The 18,056-nt window shown below is 70.7% G+C and carries 15 protein-coding genes; 4 read left to right on the forward strand and 11 right to left on the reverse strand.

Going from position 1 to position 18,056, the window contains the following annotated elements:
* Positions 1-79: 79 nt before the first annotated feature.
* The gene (locus B5557_RS29090) at positions 80-724 is read left to right on the forward strand and encodes a mycothiol-dependent nitroreductase Rv2466c family protein (RefSeq protein ID WP_079662230.1); all 645 of its coding nucleotides are present in this window, start codon (positions 80-82) and stop codon (positions 722-724) included.
* Between the two features lie 20 nt (positions 725-744).
* Here B5557_RS29090 and B5557_RS29095 read toward each other — a convergent pair whose 3' ends face one another.
* The 9 genes from B5557_RS29095 to B5557_RS29135 form a co-directional block, all read right to left on the reverse strand.
* A complete protein-coding gene (locus B5557_RS29095; protein WP_079662231.1) occupies positions 745-1,389 on the reverse strand; it encodes a response regulator in 645 nt (214 codons plus the stop codon).
* A complete protein-coding gene (locus B5557_RS29100; protein WP_173877746.1) occupies positions 1,386-2,555 on the reverse strand; it encodes a sensor histidine kinase in 1,170 nt (389 codons plus the stop codon). Before B5557_RS29100 ends, B5557_RS29095 begins: the two co-directional genes overlap by 4 nt.
* 5 nt (positions 2,556-2,560) lie before the next feature.
* Entirely contained in the window at positions 2,561-4,762 is a 2,202-nt protein-coding gene (locus B5557_RS29105; RefSeq protein WP_079662234.1) for an MMPL family transporter, read from the reverse strand.
* Positions 4,763-4,895: 133 nt separating this feature from the next.
* The gene (locus B5557_RS29110) at positions 4,896-5,789 is read right to left on the reverse strand and encodes a TauD/TfdA dioxygenase family protein (protein WP_079662236.1); all 894 of its coding nucleotides are present in this window, start codon (positions 5,787-5,789) and stop codon (positions 4,896-4,898) included.
* Positions 5,790-5,812: 23 nt separating this feature from the next.
* Positions 5,813-7,162, reverse strand: coding sequence for an LLM class flavin-dependent oxidoreductase (locus B5557_RS29115; protein WP_079662237.1), 1,350 nt, complete (start codon positions 7,160-7,162; stop codon positions 5,813-5,815).
* 55 nt (positions 7,163-7,217) lie between these two features.
* Positions 7,218-7,955 carry an ABC transporter ATP-binding protein gene (locus B5557_RS29120; protein WP_079662238.1) on the reverse strand — a complete coding sequence of 246 codons (738 nt, stop codon included), beginning with the start codon at positions 7,953-7,955 and terminating at the stop codon, positions 7,218-7,220.
* Positions 7,931-8,833 (reverse strand): ABC transporter permease, encoded by a 903-nt coding sequence (locus B5557_RS29125; RefSeq protein ID WP_079665068.1) that lies wholly within the window; start codon positions 8,831-8,833, stop codon positions 7,931-7,933. The genes B5557_RS29120 and B5557_RS29125 overlap by 25 nt, the downstream gene beginning before the upstream one ends.
* A gap of 5 nt (positions 8,834-8,838) precedes the next feature.
* Positions 8,839-9,894 carry an ABC transporter substrate-binding protein gene (locus B5557_RS29130; protein ID WP_079662239.1) on the reverse strand — a complete coding sequence of 352 codons (1,056 nt, stop codon included), beginning with the start codon at positions 9,892-9,894 and terminating at the stop codon, positions 8,839-8,841.
* 233 nt (positions 9,895-10,127) lie between these two features.
* Positions 10,128-11,342 (reverse strand): ROK family transcriptional regulator, encoded by a 1,215-nt coding sequence (locus B5557_RS29135; RefSeq protein WP_079662240.1) that lies wholly within the window; start codon positions 11,340-11,342, stop codon positions 10,128-10,130.
* A 476-nt stretch (positions 11,343-11,818) separates the two neighbouring features.
* Between B5557_RS29135 and B5557_RS29140 the strand changes: the two genes are divergently transcribed.
* Positions 11,819-12,397, forward strand: coding sequence for a biotin transporter BioY (locus B5557_RS29140; protein WP_079662241.1), 579 nt, complete (start codon positions 11,819-11,821; stop codon positions 12,395-12,397).
* Between the two features lie 128 nt (positions 12,398-12,525).
* Here the strand turns inward: B5557_RS29140 and B5557_RS29145 are convergent, their stop codons facing one another.
* Positions 12,526-13,239 (reverse strand): LPXTG cell wall anchor domain-containing protein, encoded by a 714-nt coding sequence (locus B5557_RS29145; RefSeq protein ID WP_079662242.1) that lies wholly within the window; start codon positions 13,237-13,239, stop codon positions 12,526-12,528.
* Positions 13,240-13,452: 213 nt separating this feature from the next.
* Here B5557_RS29145 and B5557_RS29150 point away from each other — a divergent pair, with 213 nt between their 5' ends.
* Positions 13,453-15,678 (forward strand): serine/threonine-protein kinase, encoded by a 2,226-nt coding sequence (locus tag B5557_RS29150; RefSeq protein ID WP_079665069.1) that lies wholly within the window; start codon positions 13,453-13,455, stop codon positions 15,676-15,678.
* An 89-nt stretch (positions 15,679-15,767) separates the two neighbouring features.
* On the opposite strand, the gene B5557_RS29155 is transcribed toward B5557_RS29150, so the two are convergent.
* Positions 15,768-17,282, reverse strand: coding sequence for an amino acid permease (locus B5557_RS29155; protein WP_079662243.1), 1,515 nt, complete (start codon positions 17,280-17,282; stop codon positions 15,768-15,770).
* Positions 17,283-17,557: 275 nt separating this feature from the next.
* Between B5557_RS29155 and B5557_RS29160 the strand changes: the two genes are divergently transcribed.
* Positions 17,558-18,046, forward strand: coding sequence for a ribose-5-phosphate isomerase (locus B5557_RS29160; RefSeq protein ID WP_079662244.1), 489 nt, complete (start codon positions 17,558-17,560; stop codon positions 18,044-18,046).
* Positions 18,047-18,056 lie beyond the last annotated feature (10 nt).

Here is an 18,056-nt window from a genome sequence, read left to right on the forward strand (position 1 = left end):
GGGCAGCAGGGAATGCGCGGCACGGACGGCGGTGTTGTGCATGGGAAGCCCTTTTCTTGCGGATCTCTTGAGGAGAGACATGTCCGAGAAGACCCCCGTCGACTTCTGGTTCGACCCGCTGTGCCCCTGGGCCTGGATGACCTCCCGGTGGGTTCTGGAAGTGGAGAAGGTCCGTGACATCGAGGTGCGCTGGCACATCATGAGCCTCGCCGTCCTCAATGAGAACAAGCTCGACGAGCTGCCCGAGGAGTACCGGGAGATGCTCGAGGTCAAGGCGTGGCAGCCGGTCCGCGTGGTCACCGCCGCCTGGCAGAAGCACGGCGCCGACGTCCTCGGCCCGCTCTACACCGCGCTCGGCACCCGCATCCACAACGGGGGCGAGGGCCCCACCCTGTCGGCCATCGCCGGCGCGCTCGCCGACGTCGGCCTGCCCGCCGACCTGATCGACTACGCCGAGCAGAAGGACTTCGAGTTCGACGCCGAGCTGCGCGCCTCGCACAAGGAGGGCATCGACAAGGTCGGCCAGGACGTCGGCACCCCGGTCATCGCCGTGCCCGGCGCCGACGGCGAGCAGATCGCCTTCTTCGGCCCCGTCGTCACCCCCGCCCCCAAGGGCGAGGAGGCCGCCCGCCTCTGGGACGGCACCCTCGCGGTCGCCTCGGTCCCCGGCTTCTACGAGATCAAGCGCACCCGCACCAAGGGCCCCGACTTCAGCAACCTGTAACACCGGCCCGCGGGGCCGTCTCACGGCCGGCGCAGCAGTCCCCGCTCCATGGCCACCACCACCGCCCGGGTCCGGTCGTTCACGTCCAGCTTGGCGAACAGACGCAGCAGGTGCGTCTTGACGGTGGCCTCGGAGATGACGAGGCGTCGGCCGATCTCGGCGTTGGTCAGCCCGTCGGCGACCCCGCCGAGGACGTCGGTCTCCCGGGCGGTCAGCGCCTCCTGCACCGGGCGCCGCATCCGGGCGACCAGCTTCTCCGCCACCCGGGGTGCGAGCACCGTCTCTCCGCGCGCCGCCGCCCGGATCGCGTCGACGAGCTGCTCGCGCGTGGTGTCCTTCAGCAGGTAGCCGATGGCGCCGGCCTCCACCCCGCGCTCGATGTCCGCGTCCGTGTCGTACGTCGTCAGGATCAGCACCCGGGTGCGGGGGTGCCGGGCGACGATCTCGGTCGTCGTCGTGACCCCGTCGAGGACCGGCATCCTCAGGTCGACGAGGGCCACGTCCGGGGCGTGCCGCTCGACGAGGTCGAGGGCGGCCCGGCCGTCGCCCGCCTCGCCGACGACCTCGATGCCGTCCTCGCCGGCCAGCAGGGCGATCACCCCGGCCCGCATGACGGTGTGGTCGTCGACCACCACGACCCGCAGTGCTGCCGCGTCGCCGCTCATACCGGAATCACCGCCAGGATCCTCGTGCCGTCCCCGATCGAACTGGTCACCGTCAGCCTCCCGCCCAGTTCCGCCAGTCGCTTGCGCATTCCGTCCAGCCCGAAACCCACCGCGTCCCCCACCACGAACCCGGTGCCGTCGTCGGTGATCTCCAGTTCCACCCCGTACGGCCGTTGGGCCAGCACCAGCCCCACGGTCGACGCGCGGGCGTGCTTGCGCACGTTGGCCAGCGACTCCTGGGCGCAGCGCAGCAGCGCGATCCGGGTCCGCTGGTCGCAGTCGAGGTCGGCCAGGTCGGCCGCCACGGTGAGCCCGGTGTCCTCCGCGAACCGGTCCAGGACCCGGCGGAGCGTCCGGGCCAGGGACGCCGACCCGTCCGGGGGGTGGCCCGAGCCGACCAGCTCCCGTGCCTCCGCCAGGTTCTCCCGGGCCGTCGACTCGATCGAGCGCAGCTGGCGCGCGGCGCGGCCGGGGTCCACCACGAGCTCCGTGCGCGCGGCCTCCGCGAGGACCACGATCGAGGCGAAGCCCTGCGCGAGGGTGTCGTGGATCTCCCGCGCCAGCCGCTCCCGCTCGTCCGCCGCGCCCTGCCGCTGGTGCGCCTCGGACAGCTGGGCCTGCGTCTGCTCCAACTCCTCGATCAGCCGGGCCCGTTCGGCGCTCTGCTCGACCACCGAGTGCGCCCACAGCCCGATCAGCACCCCCACCGCGACGACGATCAGAGTGGACACGGCCGTCTCGCCCAGGAACTCCGCCGTCCAGCCCTGCTGGAGCCAACTCCCCAGCAGGGTCGAGGCGGTGGCGAGCCCGAGGAACCCCATGGAGATTCTCGGGGTCCGCCCGAACATCCAGTAGTGCGGCAGCGTCACCATGAACAGCGCCGCGTAGCTGGTGCGCAGATACGCCAGCCCGCCGAGCGCGAGCACCAGCACCGTGAGGTAACCGTGCGGCCGGACGACGGGGTTGCCCGGGAAGCGGTCCAGCAGCGCGTAGCTCAGCACCACACAGCCCAGCAGCGCCAGCGCCTCGTACATGCCCCCGCCGGGCCTGCGCTGCGCGACGATCCCGGCGGCCATCGCGGCGAACAGCACCCAGCAGATCGTGTTCCAGCGGCGCAGCGAGGTGGCCCAGAAGGTGTCGGCGGAGGGCCCGGCGAGAACGGTCATACCGATCAACGTACGTCGACCACGGGCCGGTCGGGGGGCAGTTGGGCCTGCGGAGCGGCCGCCTGGCGGACCGGCGGCCGCGACGGCCACCAGCTGCGCTCGCCCAGCAGCAGCATCGCCGACGGCAGGATCAGGATGCGCACGACGAAGGCGTCCAGCAGGACGGCCGCCGCGAGCACGAACCCGATCTGCTTCATCTCGATGATGTGCAGGAAGACGAAGCTGACGAACACGGTCGTCATCACGACCGCCGCACTGGTCACCACGCTCGCCGACCGGCGGACCCCGTCGAGGACGGCCTGCCGGGTCGGGGTCCCGGCCAGCACGGCCTCCCTGATCCGGCTCACCACGAACACCTGGTAGTCCATGGACAGCCCGAAGAGGATCACGAACAGGAACAGCGGCACCCGCGAACCGATCGAGCCGGTGGAGTGGAAGTCCAGCGGCCCCTCGGCCCAGGTGTGCTGGAACACGAGCACCAGCAGCCCGAGCGCGGCCGCCGCCGACAGCAGATTCAGCGCGACGCCGATCAGACCGAGGGCGACGGAACGGAACGCGTACAGCGTCATCAGGAAGGTCACCAGCAGCAACGCCCCGAGAACGAGCGGGAGTTTGCTGTTCTGGTGCGCCGGATAGTCGGTGTACCGGGCGACGTCACCGCTCACGCCGTACTCCGCGCCGGTGATCCGGCCGACGGTCGCGGGCAGGTAGTCGTCGCGCAGATGGTCGAGGGAGTCGTGGGCCTGGTCGGAGTCGCCCAGGTAGGGCACGTGCAGTTCCAGGGTGCTGATCCGGTGGTCGGCGGAGGTGCGCAGTTCGTGGGCGCCGGTGAACAGGGGGTCGGCCTGCGCACGCCGGGCCAGCTGCCGCAGGGCTTCGCCGACCGCCCCGGTCTGCGCGGCCTCGGCGCGTACGACGACCTGGTGGGTGACCCGGTGCTCCGGGAACGCCGCGTTGAGCCGGTCGTACACCCGCATCGCGGGGATCTCACGGGAGTGGGTGTCCCGGCTCATCTCCGTGAGGTGCAGTCCGGCCAGCGGGACGACGAGCGCGAGCAGGGCGAGGACGGAGACGCAGAGGGTGGCGAGCGGGTGCCGGGAGGCGGGAGCCAGCAGCGCCGTCCAGACCCGGCCGCCGCCCTCGCCGCGGGTGCGGCGGGCGGGCTTGCCCCGCTCGGCCCGGCGGGCCGCCCTGCGCTCGGCCCGCCGTCCCAGCACGGTCAGCAGGGCGGGCAGCGCCGTCAGGGAGCTGGCCATCGCGACCAGGACGACCACGACGGTGCCGGTGGCCAGCGAGGAGAAGATCACGTCCGAGGCCAGATACAGGGTGGCCGTCGAGGCGACGACCGCGAACCCGGAGACCACCACCGCCCGGCCCGAGGTGGCCGCGGCCAGCTCCACCAGCGCCTCGGAGCTCAACCGCCCCCCGCTGCGGGCCCGTTCCTCACGCTCGCGCTTCAGATAGAAGAGCGTGTAGTCGACGCCGACGGCGAGTCCGATCATCAGGATGACGTTGGTGCCGACGCCGGTGTCGGGGGAGAGGTGCGAGGCCACCATCGACAGTCCGACGGCCGCCGCGATCGAGGACAGCGCGAGCAGCAGCGGCACGGCGGCCATGGTGAGCGAGCCGAACACGACCAGCAGGGTCAGCAGCGTGACCGGCAGGGTGATCTTCTCGGAGAGCGCGAGATCGTCCCCGCGCTGCTCGTCGACTCCCTTGCTGATGGAGGGACTTCCGGTCTCCTGGAGCAGGAGTTCCGGGTGGGCCCGCTGGACGGCCCCCGTCTGCGCGGTGAGCGCGTCGACCTTGTCCTTGGCGTCCCGCTCCTCGCCCTTCAGGGCCACCTCGACCATGAGGATCCGTCCGTCGGCGGACCGGACCGGCGCGGCGACCTCGGCGACCTCGGGCAGCCGTTCCATGCGCGCGGTGAGCTCGCGGACGGCCGTCTGCGCGGCGGACGCGTCAAGGGCCCCGGACCGCGCCGAGACCAGCACCTGCTCGGTGGACCTGCGTTCCAGTTTCCCCTCGGCCGCCATGGCCTCGGCCCGCCCGGCCTCGCCGACCCGGTAGTCGGCTGTCCTCGCGCTGTTCATCCCGACGGCACTGCCGACCGCCAGACACAGCGCCACGAACACCAGCCAGCCGACGATCGCCCGCCAGGGGTGCCGCGCGCTGGAACGCGCCATGCGCACAGTGAGTGAGTTCATGCCCAAAAGCCTGGTTGACCAGGGCAGTTGCCGGACAGAGGTACCCGGTTGAACTTCCCGTCCACCGATCGGTGGACGGGAAGCTGGGGGAAAACCCCCCGGGGGGAAGGGGGAAACCCCCTGCCGAGCCCGGCTAGGCGGCCACGGAGGTGTAGTGTGCCGCGTCGCCCTCGATCGAGTAGCTCTCCTTGCCGTCGATGCCGACCGGGATGTCGCCGGCGACCGTCACCCGGTGCAGCCGACGGGGGCGGCCGTCGTAGTTGTCGACCGCGTAGTGCTGGGTGATGCGGTTGTCGAACAGGACCAGCTGGTTCTCCGACCAGCGGTGGCGCAGGATGTTCTCCGGCCGGGTGACGTACGACTGGAGCAGGTCGAGGATCCTGCGGGACTCGGCCACCGACAGGCCCACGATGCGCTGCGCGAACCCGCCGATGAACAGGCCGCGTTCGCCGGTCAGCGGGTGCACGCGGACCACCGGGTGGACCGTGCGGTACTTGATCGAGGTGAACTGGGCGCGCGCGGCGGCCTGCTCCTCGTCGACCGTCTCCTGCGGCACGGCGTAGTCGTAGTCGTTGGTGTGCTCGGCCCACAGGGTGTCGGCGAGCTGCCTGAGCGGCTCCGGCAGCTGGCGGTAGGCGGCTGCCGAGCTGGTGATCAGGGTCTCGCCGCCGTACGGCGGGAGGACCAGGCTGCGCAGGGTGCTGGCCTGCGGCGGGTTGAGGACGAAGGTGACGTCTGTGTGCCAGTGGTTGGCGGCGCGGCCGCGCTCGCTGTCGACGGGGAGCACGTTCGGGGCGCCGTCGACGGCCGGCACGGTCGGGTGGGCGGTGGTGAGGTCGCCGAAGTGGCGGACGAAGGCCTGCTGGCCCGCGTCGTCCAGGTTCACGTCGTCGAAGACCAACGCCTTGTGGACGTTGAGCGCCTCGCGCAGGGCGGTGTAGGTCTCTTCGTCGAGGGGCTTGGCGATGTCGACGCCCGAGACCTGGGCGCCGATGTTCGCGGTGACCTTGCGGATCTCGATGCTCATGGCAGGGGCCTTTCGGAGGAGGATCAGAAGAGGGCGGGTGCGGGAGCGGTCACGTACTGGTTGGCGGGGCGCGGGAGGCCGTATCTCTCGCGGAGGGTCGTGCGGGGGCGGTCGTCGTACTCCGCGCGCAGCAGGCCGCGGGCGCGCAGGAGCGGGACGACGTGGTCGACGAAGGCGTCGAGGCCGGAGGGCAGGACGGCGGGCATGATGTTGAAGCCGTCGGCGGCGCCCTGGGTGAACCAGGCCTGGATCTTGTCGGCGACCTGCTCGGGCGTGCCCGCGAAGGTGAGGTGCCCGCGCCCGCCGCCGAGCCGCCCGATCAGCTGCCGCACGGTGAGCCGTTCGCGCCGGGCGAGCTCCACCACGAGGGTGTAGCGGCTCTTGGCGCCCTCGATGGCGTCCTCGGAGGGCAGTTCGGCCGGCAGTTCGCCGTCCAACTCCAGGGAGCCGTCCGGAAGTTGAAGCAGCCGCTCCAGGTTGGCGACCCCGTGGCGGTGCACGATGTGGTCCTCCAGCAGCTGCTCGGCGGCCCGTGCCTCGGCCTCCGTGGAGCCGAGCACCGGGACGATGCCGGGCAGCACCTTGAGGTGCTCGGGATCGCGGCCGGCCGCTGCCGTACGTGCCTTGAGGTCGGCGTAGAAGGCCTGCGCGTCGGCGAGCGTCTGCTGCGCGGTGAACACCGCCTCCGCGTACCGGGCGGCGAACGCCTTGCCGTCCTCGGACGATCCCGCCTGCACCAGCAGCGGGTAACCCTGCGGTGAGCGGGGGACGTTGAGGGCGCCCTCGACGCTGAAGTACGTCCCCCGGTGCCGGGGCGGATGGATCTTGCCGTCGTCGCCCCAGACCCCGGACGCCTTGTCCGCGACGATCGCGTCGTCCTCCCAGCTGTCCCACAGCTTCAGCGCCACGTCGAGGAACTCGGCGGCCCGGGCGTACCGCTCGGCGTGCGCGGGCTCGGCGTCCAGACCGAAGTTGCGGGCGGCCTCCGCCCCCGCCGTGGTGACGATGTTCCAGCCCGCCCGGCCACCGCTGATGATGTCGAGGGAGGCGAACTTACGGGCCAGGTTGTAGGGCGAGTTGTAGGAGGTCGACGCGGTGGCGATGAGACCGATGTGCCGGGTCGCCGTCGCCAGCGCGGTGAGCAGGGTGAGCGGCTCCAGGGCGCCGGCGGGGCGCTGCGCGAGGTTGCCCCACAGCTGCGGGCCGTCGGCGAGGAAGAGCGAGTCGAAGGTGCCGCGCTCGGCGATCCGGGCCAGGTGGACGTAGTGGTCCAGCTCGACATGCGCGTACGGATCGCTCTCCGGGAGCCGCCAGGACGCCTCGTGGTGGCCGGTGTTCATGAGGAAGGCGTTGAGATGGAGTTGCCGGGTCATATCAGGGTCCTTCGGAGGGTCCTTGGAGTGTTTTCCGCATGAGGGGAGCCGGCGTTCACCCGACGTCCTCCGTCACGCCCAACGCGCCGAGCAGCCGCAGGCGGTACTCGCCGAGCAGCGGATCCCGGTACGAGCGCGGGTGCGGCCGGTCGACGGCGAGGTCGAGGCCGATCCGCCCCTGCTCGAGGACGAGCACCCGGTCCGCGAGCACGATCGCCTCGTCCACGTCGTGCGTGACGAGCAGCACCGAGGGCCGATGCCGCTCCCACAGCTCGCGCAGCAGCCCATGCATCTTGATCCGGGTCAGCGCGTCCAGCGCCCCGAACGGCTCGTCGGCGAGGAGGAGTTCGGGTTCGCGAACCAGCGAGCGGGCGAGCGCGGCACGCTGCGCCTCGCCGCCGGACAGCTCTCCCGGCCAGGCCCGCTCACGGCCCGCGAGCCCCACCTCGGCGAGGGCCGCACGTCCCTTCTGCTCGGCGTCCCTGCCGTCCAGCCCGAGCAGTACGTTGTCCAGCACCCGCCGCCAGGGCAGCAGCCGGGAGTCCTGGAAGACGACCGACACCCGCTCCGGCGCGGTGAGCGCACCGCTGCCGACGACCTCGTGGTCGAGGTGGGCGACGGCCCGCAGCAGGGTGCTCTTGCCGGACCCGCTGTGCCCGAGGAGCGCCACGAACTGTCCGTCGGGGATGTCGAGGTCGATGCCGTCGAGGACCGTCCGTCCGCCGAACGACCGGGTCAGGCCGCGCAGTTGGACGGCGGCGGGGCGGGTCAGCTGCTCAGTGTGCGGCGCCATGACAGTGCCCTCCTTTCGATGAGACGGACCGCGCTGTCGGAGACGAGACCGAAGACGCCGTAGATGAGGAGGCCGACGAGGATGACGTCCGACTGGCCGTAGTTCTGGGCCTGGAACATCAGATAGCCGAGGCCGCTGGTGGCGTTGATCTGCTCCAGGACCACCAGTCCCAGCCAGGAGCCGGTCACTCCGAGCCGGAGTCCCACGAAGAATCCGGGCAGGGCGCCCGGGATCACGATCTGCCGGATGAACCGGACCTTCGACAGGCCCTGCACCTCGGCGAGTTCGACGAACCGGTGGTCGATGCCGGACAGCGCGGCATGGGTGTTGAGGTAGATCGGGATGTAGACGACGATGGCGATGATCGCGATCTTGAAGGTCTCGCCGATGCCCAGCCAGAGGATGAACAGCGGGATCAGGCCGAGCGTCGGGATCGCCCGGTTGAGCTGCACCGTTCCGTCGATCAGTGCCTCCCCCGTCCGGGTCAGCCCGGACGCCAGCGCGAGTGCCACCCCGGCGACCAGACCGATCGCGAAGCCGTAACCGGCTCGCTCCAGCGAGGTGAGGACGTCGGTGGGCAGCGTCCCGTCGGTCCACAGATGGACGCCGGTCCGCACCACCGTCCAGGGGGCGGGGACCGCCCCGGTGTCCAGCCGGCCGGCGGCCGACGCGGCGGCCCACACCGCGATCAGCAGCAGGGGTCCGGCGAGGCGGGCGGCGGGCAGCCGTTTGCCGGGGGCGAGCCCGCGGCGCCGGCGGCGAGGGGCGCGGGGGCTGTCGTCGGCGGTGACGACGGGGACGGCTGTGCTCACGTTCGCGCTCGCGCTCGCGTTCGCGCTCGTGTCCGTGTCCGTGTCCGTGGTCGTGGTCGTGGTCATGACGGTCACCTCCTGTACTCGGCCGCCACGGACTTCGCGGCGATGCCCTCGAAGCGGTGGTCGAAGAGCGAGGAGACGTCGAACTTCTTCACGAAGCCGCCCTCCGCCAGCAGATCCGCGGTCTCCTGCTCCCATGCGATCGCCTCGTCCCAACTCGGCGGGAACAGTGGCTTGTTGGCGAGGGCGGTGATCGACCTGGCCTGGTCGAGGGTCAGGTTCTGGGTCTTGACGTAGAACTCCTCGTTCCAGACGTCCGGGTTCTCGAACTGCCACACCTGGCCCTGCGCCCACTGCGGGATGTACGCGGCGACCGCGGCCGCCTTCGCCCTGTCGTTCAGCACGGACACCGGCGCCCACAGCAGGTTGAGCAGGTCGACGACGTCGGTGGTGATCGCGTGGGCGCCCTTGGGCCCGTACTGCTTGAGATAGGCCGGGGCCTGTTGGTTGGCGAGCGGGGCGATGTCGACCTGGCCCGACTGCAGGGCGGTGAGGAACTGGTTGCTGGTCAGCGGCACCAGCTTCACGTCGTCGTACTTCAGGCCCGCCTTCTTCAGTGCCCGCAGCAGGACGACACCCTGCGCCTGCCCCTGCGAGAACGCCAGCTTCTTGCCCCGGAAGTCCGCGACGGTGTGGATGTCACTGCCGGGCTTGGTGGCGAAGAGATAGTTCGGCTTGCGCGTGATGTTGATCGCGACGATCTTCGCGTCGAACCCCTGGTAATGCGCCTGGATCGGCGGAATACCCGCGTTGTTGGCGAGGTCCAGGGACTTCGAGCGGAAGGCGTTGATGACATCGGGACCGGCCCCGATGTTCACCCAGCTCGACACCGTGAACGGCAGCTCGGGCAGTTTCGCCAGCTTGAACTGCAATTGCTGGACGTTCTGGTAGGAGGCGACCTTCAGGCTGGTGCCGGCCGGCACCTTGGCGGCGAGCGGCGCGGCCGAGGCGCCCTCGTCACCGGTGGCGGCACTGCTCTCGGCGCAGCCGCTGAGCCCCGCGGCACCCGCGGCGGCGCCGAGCAGAGAAGCGAGGAAGAGACGCCGGTCATAGGACGAAGGCATGGGAGGACCCCCAAGGGAAAGCGGCGAAAAAGGCAGGCGGAATTCCGGGCACGACAGGGCCCGAGAAAACGAATTCACGAGGAATTCACACAGGGAAAGGCGCGAGAAGCGGGAGATGCAGGAGAAGGGGCGCGCTCCCGGCGCACCGGGGCGTCAGCAACAGAGAGTGCGACAGCTCATGGAACGATGTTCCTGTTCTCGTGCAGGGCCTGTCAACATTCGGAGTTTCTGAATTAACTCGGCTCAGGTGAGACGCCCGGCGACGAGGTCAGCGGATCCCGGTAGAGCACGTCCAGCGCCACCGCCCCGCCCGCCACGGCGAGCACGGACTCCGGGAAACTGCTCCGCGAGACCGCGGCGGAACGCCCCGCCCCGACCTCCTCCCGCAGCGCGGCCAGGCAGTCCTCCCGGAACAGCACCCCCACCTCGGCGACGACGACCCGCTCCGGATTGAGCACGTCCAGCAGCAGCCCGGCCGCCCGCCCCACCATCCGCGCCCGCTCCCGCAACAGCCGTACGGCCACCGGGTTCCCGGCGTCCGCCGCGGCGAGGACATGCATCGGGTTCACCCCGTCGATCACCCCCGCCTCGCGGGCCCGCCGGCACAGCGTCCGCTCGCTCAACTCCGCCTGGAGGCAGCCGACCCGACCGCAGTCGCAGCGCTCCGTGCCGCCGGCCAACGGCAGATGCGCGATCGCGCCCGCCTGCGAACGCGGCCCGTGATGCACCTCGTCATGGGTGGCGAACGCCGCGTCGACCACGTTCCCCACGAACAACTGCAGCACACTGCGGCTGCCGCGCGCCCGCCCGAACAACCGCTCCGCGTTGACCAACGCCCGCGCGTGCCCGTCCACATGGACCGGCAGCCCGGTGCGCGCACCGACCGCCTCCCGCACCGGCACGTCCCGCCAGCCCAGCAGCGGATGCTCGACCACGACCCCCGAATCCCGGTCCACCCAGCCGCCCACGGCGACCCCCACCCCGAGGGCCCGGCAGCCCGGAGCCTCGCCCAGCAGCGCACCGAGGCCGTCGCAGGCCCGCGCCAGCACCGCACCCGGATCGAGACCGCGATGCTTCAGCTCCCGCCGCGCCACCACCCGTCCCCGCAGATCAAGCAGCGCGACGGTCGTGTACGGCACCGCCACATGCACCCCGCCCACCAGGAACCGCGAGTCGTCCAGATCCACCGGAAGGTGCGGCCGGCCCACCCCGTTGCGGCGCAGGGGCACGGCCGCCTCCCGGATCAGGCCGAGTGCGGTGAGGCGGGCGCAGTGCTCGGTGACCGAGGCGGGGGACAGCCCGGTCAGCCGGGCGATGGTGGAGCGCGCGACCGGCCCGTGCTCCAGCACGGACCGCAGGATCACGCTGGCGCTGGTGCGTCGCCGGTCACTGTCGGCGAGCCGGGGGACGGAGGAGGCAGGCAGGAGTGGTGCCGCGGTACGGGGCATGGGGAACTTCCTCGGAAGTCGGGAGCCGGTCCGACACTGCGCCGTCTGTGGAGCGCGGCGCGCCGGATGATCGGCTCCGCCCGCCTCACACCGGAGGGCGACAGGCGGCAGCGCCCACGCGCCGCAGGTCGACATGGCGACGCGACGAGAAGTTCAGGGCCTGGGCCTGGGCAACCATGGCTCGAAGCTAGCAAAGCGGACCAGCGCTGCCCAGACGGCGACCGACGGGCGAGACGGCCGCCGCTCGATCGTGCTCGATTGGCGAAACCCTACAGAGCCCGCTCACGGCGCTTCCGTATCCCGAGCCACCCCACCTCAGTGACCAGGGTCACCTCGAACCGCGTGTAACTTCCACGCTTTGTCCGGAGCCCACCAAGCTACCGAACGCCCGTTTGTCGACTACTGACGGTGAGCGGCCGCATGCCCCTGGGATAGCGTCACCGTGTCCCGCTCCACCCCGACCCCGCGGAGTCCCCATGAGCAGCACCGCCGCCGCACCCGGCCGCCCCGGGCAGGTCCTCGCCGACCTGCTCCCCGCCTCCCGTGTCCGGGACATCGCACTCGTCCTCGGCGGCGCCGCGCTCACCGGCCTTGCCGCCCAGATCGCGGTCCCGGTGCCCGGCACCCCGGTCGCCGTCACCGGCCAGACCTTCGCCGCGCTGCTCGTCGGCACGTCCCTCGGCGCCCGCCGCGGGTTCTCCGCCCTCGCCGTCTACGCGCTGGCCGGTCTCGCCGGCGTGCCCTGGTTCGCCGACGGCGCCTCCGGCGTCTCCGTCTCCTTCGGCTACATCCTCGGCATGATCCTCGCGTCCGCCGCCGTGGGCGCCCTCGCCCGCCGCGGTGCCGACCGCTCCATGCTGCGCACGGCCGGCGCGATGCTGCTGGGCGAGGCGATCATCTACGCCGTCGGCGTCCCGTACCTGGCCTACGCCGCCGGCCTCTCCGCCTCCGCCGCGATCGCGGCCGGCCTCACGCCGTTCCTGATCGGCGACGCGATCAAGGCGATCCTGGCGATGGGTCTGCTGCCGACGGCCTGGAAGCTCGTCAAGCGGTGACGGACTTCAACGGATCTCGGCCCGGCTGTTCCTGAAGATGACGGCCGGTCGACCTGGCGCATGGCCCGGTCGACCGGCCGTCATCTTCTTCGTCCTGCCCCTACCTCCTCGTTTCCTCGGGGGCGGGCTCAGCTCTCCGGCCGCCGCCGGGACCACCACAGGCCGGCAGTGCCCGCCGCGAGCAGCATTGCTCCGGCCGCGCCGAGTGGCAGCAGATCCCGTCCGACGCCGGTCTTCGGCAGCTCGTCGCCGCCGGGAGCCACGGGCGTGTTGTCGGTGCCGAGGAGCAGCGGGGTGGCGGGCGCGTTCGGCGACGGGTTCGTCGTACCGAACGGCACCGGGCCCTGCTGCCAGAACGTCTTCTTCCCGTCACTGCTCTGGACGGGCAGACAGATCTTCCCGGACTTGCTCAGATCGAAGGTCGCGTCGACGGCGTACGACTTCGACGCCCCGGCCGCGAGATTGTCGATGGGGCAGGAGAAACCGCTGTTGGATCCTTTCGGGAGATCTTTCTCCGCTATCGCGGAACATCCCTGAACGCTTTTGACCGTGAGCCCGTCGAACCCGACGACCAAAAGCCTTATCTGTCCGCTGTCCTTGGTCCCCTCGTTCTTCACCGTGGCAGTGATCGCCGTTTTCCTGGAACTGTTGTCGACCGAGATCCGCTCCGGTAGCAGTGTCGTCGTCTTCACGCCCGCAGGCGCCTCGTCGACGGGCTTTCCCCCCTTGCTGCTGCCGGGTCCCTGGTCGTCCGCCCCGGCAGGGAGGGAAAGGATCAACACTGCCGAGAAAGATGCCATGACCAGCGAGCCGGCGATGGTTGTCGCACGACGAGAACTCATGTTCGCCCCCCTTGGCTGCGCCTGAATTCGCAGTACTTGAAGAGGTACCACAAGATTTCTCCACACTATGCTGGTACGGCACTAAGTGTGACTATTGTGTTTCAGGGGCCGGGCAATGCAGAGCAGTCGAGGGGGTGCAGCGGATTGCCGGGAAATTCGGGAAACACAGGGAATCCGGAGAACTCGGGGAACGGCGGTTTTCCGGGGTTGCTGGTGACGGGGCGCTATCGGCTGGTCGAGAGTATCGGCCAGGGGGGAATGGGGCGGGTGTGGCGAGCCGCCGACGAGGTGCTCGACCGGCAGGTCGCGGTGAAGGAAATGCGTATCGACGGGCTCGACCCGGAGGACACCCGCACCCGCCGTGAACGCACCCTGCGCGAGGCCAGGGCCACCGCCCGCATCGACCATCCCAACGTGGTGCGCGTCTACGACGTCGTGGACGAGGGGGAACGCCTCTGGATCGTCATGGAGTTGGTCGCCGGCCGTTCCCTGGAGCGGATCATGGCGGAGGAAGGACCACTGAGCCCGGCCGAGACCGCCCGCATCGGCCTCGGCCTGGTCACGGCCCTGCGCCAGGTCCACGCGAGGGGGGTCCTGCACCGCGACATCAAACCGGGCAACGTCCTGGTGGAGGAAGGGGGGAGCAGGGAGCGGGGCGGACGGCGCATCGTCCTCACCGACTTCGGTATCGCCGCGATCCAGGACGCGAAGGCGTTGACCATGGTCGGCATGCTGGTCGGCTCCCCCGACTACATGGCTCCCGAGCGCATCTCGGGCCGCCCGCAGGGCCCGCCGTCCGACGTGTGGTCCCTGGGCGCCACGCTCTGCGCCGCCCTGGCCGGCCACTCGCCCTTCTCCCGCGACACCACGCTGGCGACCCTGCACGCCGTCCTCTACGAGGAGCCCCAACTCCCCTCCAACGCGGGCCCGTTGCGCGACATTCTCGCCTCCCTCCTGGAAAAGGAACCCACGGTCCGCGCGGCCCTCACCGATCTGGAGTCGACCCTCGCCCCCATCGCCCACCCCCCTCCCACACCGACACTGACGGTGGACGGAGCGGAAACGGAGGGGCGGGACAGGCGGGAGCAGGCGCAGGGGCTACAGGCGCCCGGTGGTGAGGGCGCTGAGAGGATCCACGGCGCTGAGGGAGAGCCACCGACCCGCGCACTCCTGAACACCGCCAGGCCGCCCGACCCCCGTGACCCCAGGCGACCGGAACCCAGGCGACCGGAACCCGGGCAACCCGATGCGGAGCGACCTGAGGACGCGCGTCCCGGGCCTGAGAGGGCCGGGGGTGCGGCCTCATCAGCACCGCCCGAACCGCCCATCGCATCCACTCCTCCCACTCCTCCGACTCCTCCCACTCATCTCGCTCCTCCCGCCCTTCCCGAGCCCTCCGAAGCGTCCACCGAGGCGGCCTCGGAGCTGCGTTCGGAGTCCGGCTCGGAGCCCCCGTCTCCCAGCCCGTCGCCTTCGCCTTCGCCGTCGCCGTCGCCTCCGCCGTCACCGCGCCCGCGCCCGGGGGTCTCCCTCGTCCGAGCCGACGCGCTGACCGAAAGCAGGCCGGGACCGGACGGCGCCCCCGCCCGGCAGGCCGACCCCGTGCCGCGCGCCCACCCGCACACGGATCCGCACGCACAAGTCCGTCCGGACGCGGAGACCCGGCGGCGCGCGATACCGCCGGACGGTGAACTGCCCGGCCCGCCCGTCCCGTCCGGGGCCCGGCGACGCAGGGGCAGCCGCCGCCCGGGTCACCGTGCGCCGTTCCTCACCGGCCGCCGTACCGGTGTGCTGGCCGCCGTCGGGGTTGTTGTCGTGGGCGCGGTCGTCGCGATCGTGCTGACGTCGGCCCCCGGCTCGCACGACGTCGGCGACCAGGCCGGCGGCTCCTCGCCGATTCCGTCCCCCGCCACAGCGACGGCCACCACCACCCCTACGTCCACCCCCTCGACCCCTTCAACCCCTTCGACCCCTTTGTCCTCGCCGACGGTCGAGGGGACCTTCAGGCCGCCGAGCCTGCCGCCGGGCGCGCATCAGGAGGCCGGCGGGTTCGCCTGGGCGACGCCCAGGGGCTGGCGGCGGGACGTCAAGACGGGCGCCGAGGTGCACTACACGTCCCCCGACGGCACCCAGGAACTCGTCGCCAAGTCCTCCCTGGCCCGCGGCGACCTCATGGACACCTGGCGGACCTCCGAACACAACGCCCACCAGGGTCAGGACTACCGCAAGATCCGTCTGGAGGAGACGACGTTCCGAGGCAGGCCGGCGGTCGTCTGGGAGTACACCTTCACCCTCCAGGGCACCCCCTGGCACGCCCGGCTCCTCGGCTTCGACGACAGCGGGAAGTCGTACCAGATCAACACCTGGTACCAGCCCGAGGCCGAGACGACGGCCCTGAAGACGTACGAGAAGGTCAAGGACAGCTTCACCGTGAGGTGACCGCTCCACTGTCATGTGACGGCGCGGGCAGGGGAGAAGCGCGAAAGGGGCCCGCTGCAGCGGACCCCTTTCACATCGGCTCCCGAGAACTACTCGACCTTGCCCTCGACCTTGTTTTTGGCCTGGGCCTGGGCCTGTGCCATGGCCTCGCCCGCGCCGACGGCGGAGGACCGCCGTCCTTGCCGCCCGTCCCACTCCTTCACGAAGGCGATGAGGACCACGACCGCCGCGACGAGCAACGACAGCAGCACGGTCGTCCGCCCGCTGCTCTCCCCCTCCGTGTCGGTCAGCATGTAACCGAGCACGAAGACGATCAGTGCGGCCGTCGCCCAGGTCAGGTACGGGTACAGCCACATCTTCACGACCAGCTTCTCCGGCGCCTCGGCCTGGATGATCTTCCGCATCCGCAGCTGCGAGAAGCAGATCACGAGCCAGACGAACAGGGCCACGGCCCCGCTGGAGTTCACGAGGAACAGGAAGACCGAGTCCGGGAACCGGTAGTTGAAGAAGACGGCGACGAACCCGAACACCACGGAGGCGACGATCGCCGCGAGGGGAACGCCACGGTTCGTCGTCCGGGCGAAGACCTTCGGCGCGTCGCCCCGCTCACCGAGCGAGAAGGCCATGCGGGAGGCCGTGTAGAGGCCGGAGTTGAGACAGGACAGCACGGACGTCAGCACGATGAAGTTCATGATCTGACCGGCGTGCGCTATCCCGAGGGAGTCGAGGGCGGCGACGTAGGAGCCCTGCTCCTTGATGGACGCGTCGTCCCAGGGCAGCAGCGTGACGACGACGAAGATCGACCCGAGGTAGAAGACGCCGATCCGCCAGATGATGCTGTTCGTGGACTTGGTCACGGCCCGCTGCGGGTTCTCGGACTCGCCGGCCGCGAGGGTGGCGATCTCGCTGCCCATGAAGGAGAAGACGACGAGCAGCACGCCGGTGAGGATGGCGCCGGGCCCGTTGGGCAGGAAGCCGCCGTGGTCCGTGAGGTTGCCGAGACCGGCCTTGTCGCTGTCGACACCGGGCAGCACGCCGAAGACGGCGAGACCGCCGATGACGATGAACGCGCCGATCGCGACGACCTTGATCCCGGCGAACCAGAACTCGAACTCGCCGTAGGACCCGACGGAGACGAGGTTGGTGGCGGTCAGCACCACCATCACGATGAGCGCCCACCCCCACTGCGGGACGGCGGGGATCCACCCTTCGAGGATCTTGGCGCCGGCCGTGGCCTCCACGGCGAGCACGACGACCCAGAAGAACCAGTACAGCCAGCCGATGGAGAATCCGGCCCAGCGTCCGAGCGCTCGGTCGGCGTGCGCGGAGAACGAACCGGAGGTCGGATTGGCCGCGGACATCTCCCCGAGCATCCGCATCACCAGCACCACGAGCGTGCCGACGAGGGCGTAGGAGAGGAGGATGCCGGGTCCGGCGGTGGCGATTCCGGAACTGGAACCGACGAACAGTCCGGCGCCGATGACGCCGCCGATGGCGATCATCGACAGATGCCGGTTCTTGAGCCCTGCCTGAAGTCCGGGACCGGGTTCTCCGGGACCTCCGGGGCCGCGGTCGGCCTGGGTGAGGGTCGGCTGCGAAGTCATGGGGAGGGTCTTCCTTTGCGCCGCGTGGAGGGAAACGGGGGAAACAGCGGAATACGGGGGAAGCAGCGGAATCAGGTGAATCGTGGGGGCGGGGGGCGTACGAGAGGGTGGGGGGGCGTACGAGCCGGTCCAGTGAATCTGAGGTGAATGGATTCGGGAACCTTTGATTCCGTATCGTTACCTGAGGTTTTCCTGAGCTTCTGTAGCAGTGCTCACAGTTTTCGGACGCGGCACCCGGCGCTGCTACCCCGCGACACCCGTGTCACACTCATCCCATGCGCGTGTATCTCGGCTCGGACCATGCCGGCTTCGAACTCAAGAACCACCTCGTCGAATGGCTCAAGGCGGCGGGTCACGACCCGGTCGACTGCGGCCCGCACATCTACGACGCCCAGGACGACTACCCGCCCTTCTGCCTCCGCGCCGCGGAGAAGACGGCCGCGGACCCCGACTCCCTCGGCATCGTGATCGGCGGCTCCGGCAACGGCGAGCAGATCGCGGCGAACAAGGTGAAGGGCGTCCGTGCCGCCCTCGCCTGGAGCGAGGAGACCGCGTCCCTCGGCCGCCAGCACAACAACGCCAACGTCGTCGCGGTCGGCGCCCGCATGCACACCCAGGACGAGGCGACGAAGTTCGTCGAGACCTTCCTGGCCACCCCGTTCTCCGAGGACGAACGGCACATCCGCCGCATCGACATGCTCGCGGACTACGAGACGACGGGTGACCTGCCGGCCATTCCCGCGCACCACCCGCAGCAGGACTGACCGCCCCCCG

This window comes from Streptomyces sp. 3214.6, from assembly GCF_900129855.1.
GTDB classification, from domain to species: Bacteria; Actinomycetota; Actinomycetes; order Streptomycetales; family Streptomycetaceae; genus Streptomyces; species Streptomyces soliscabiei.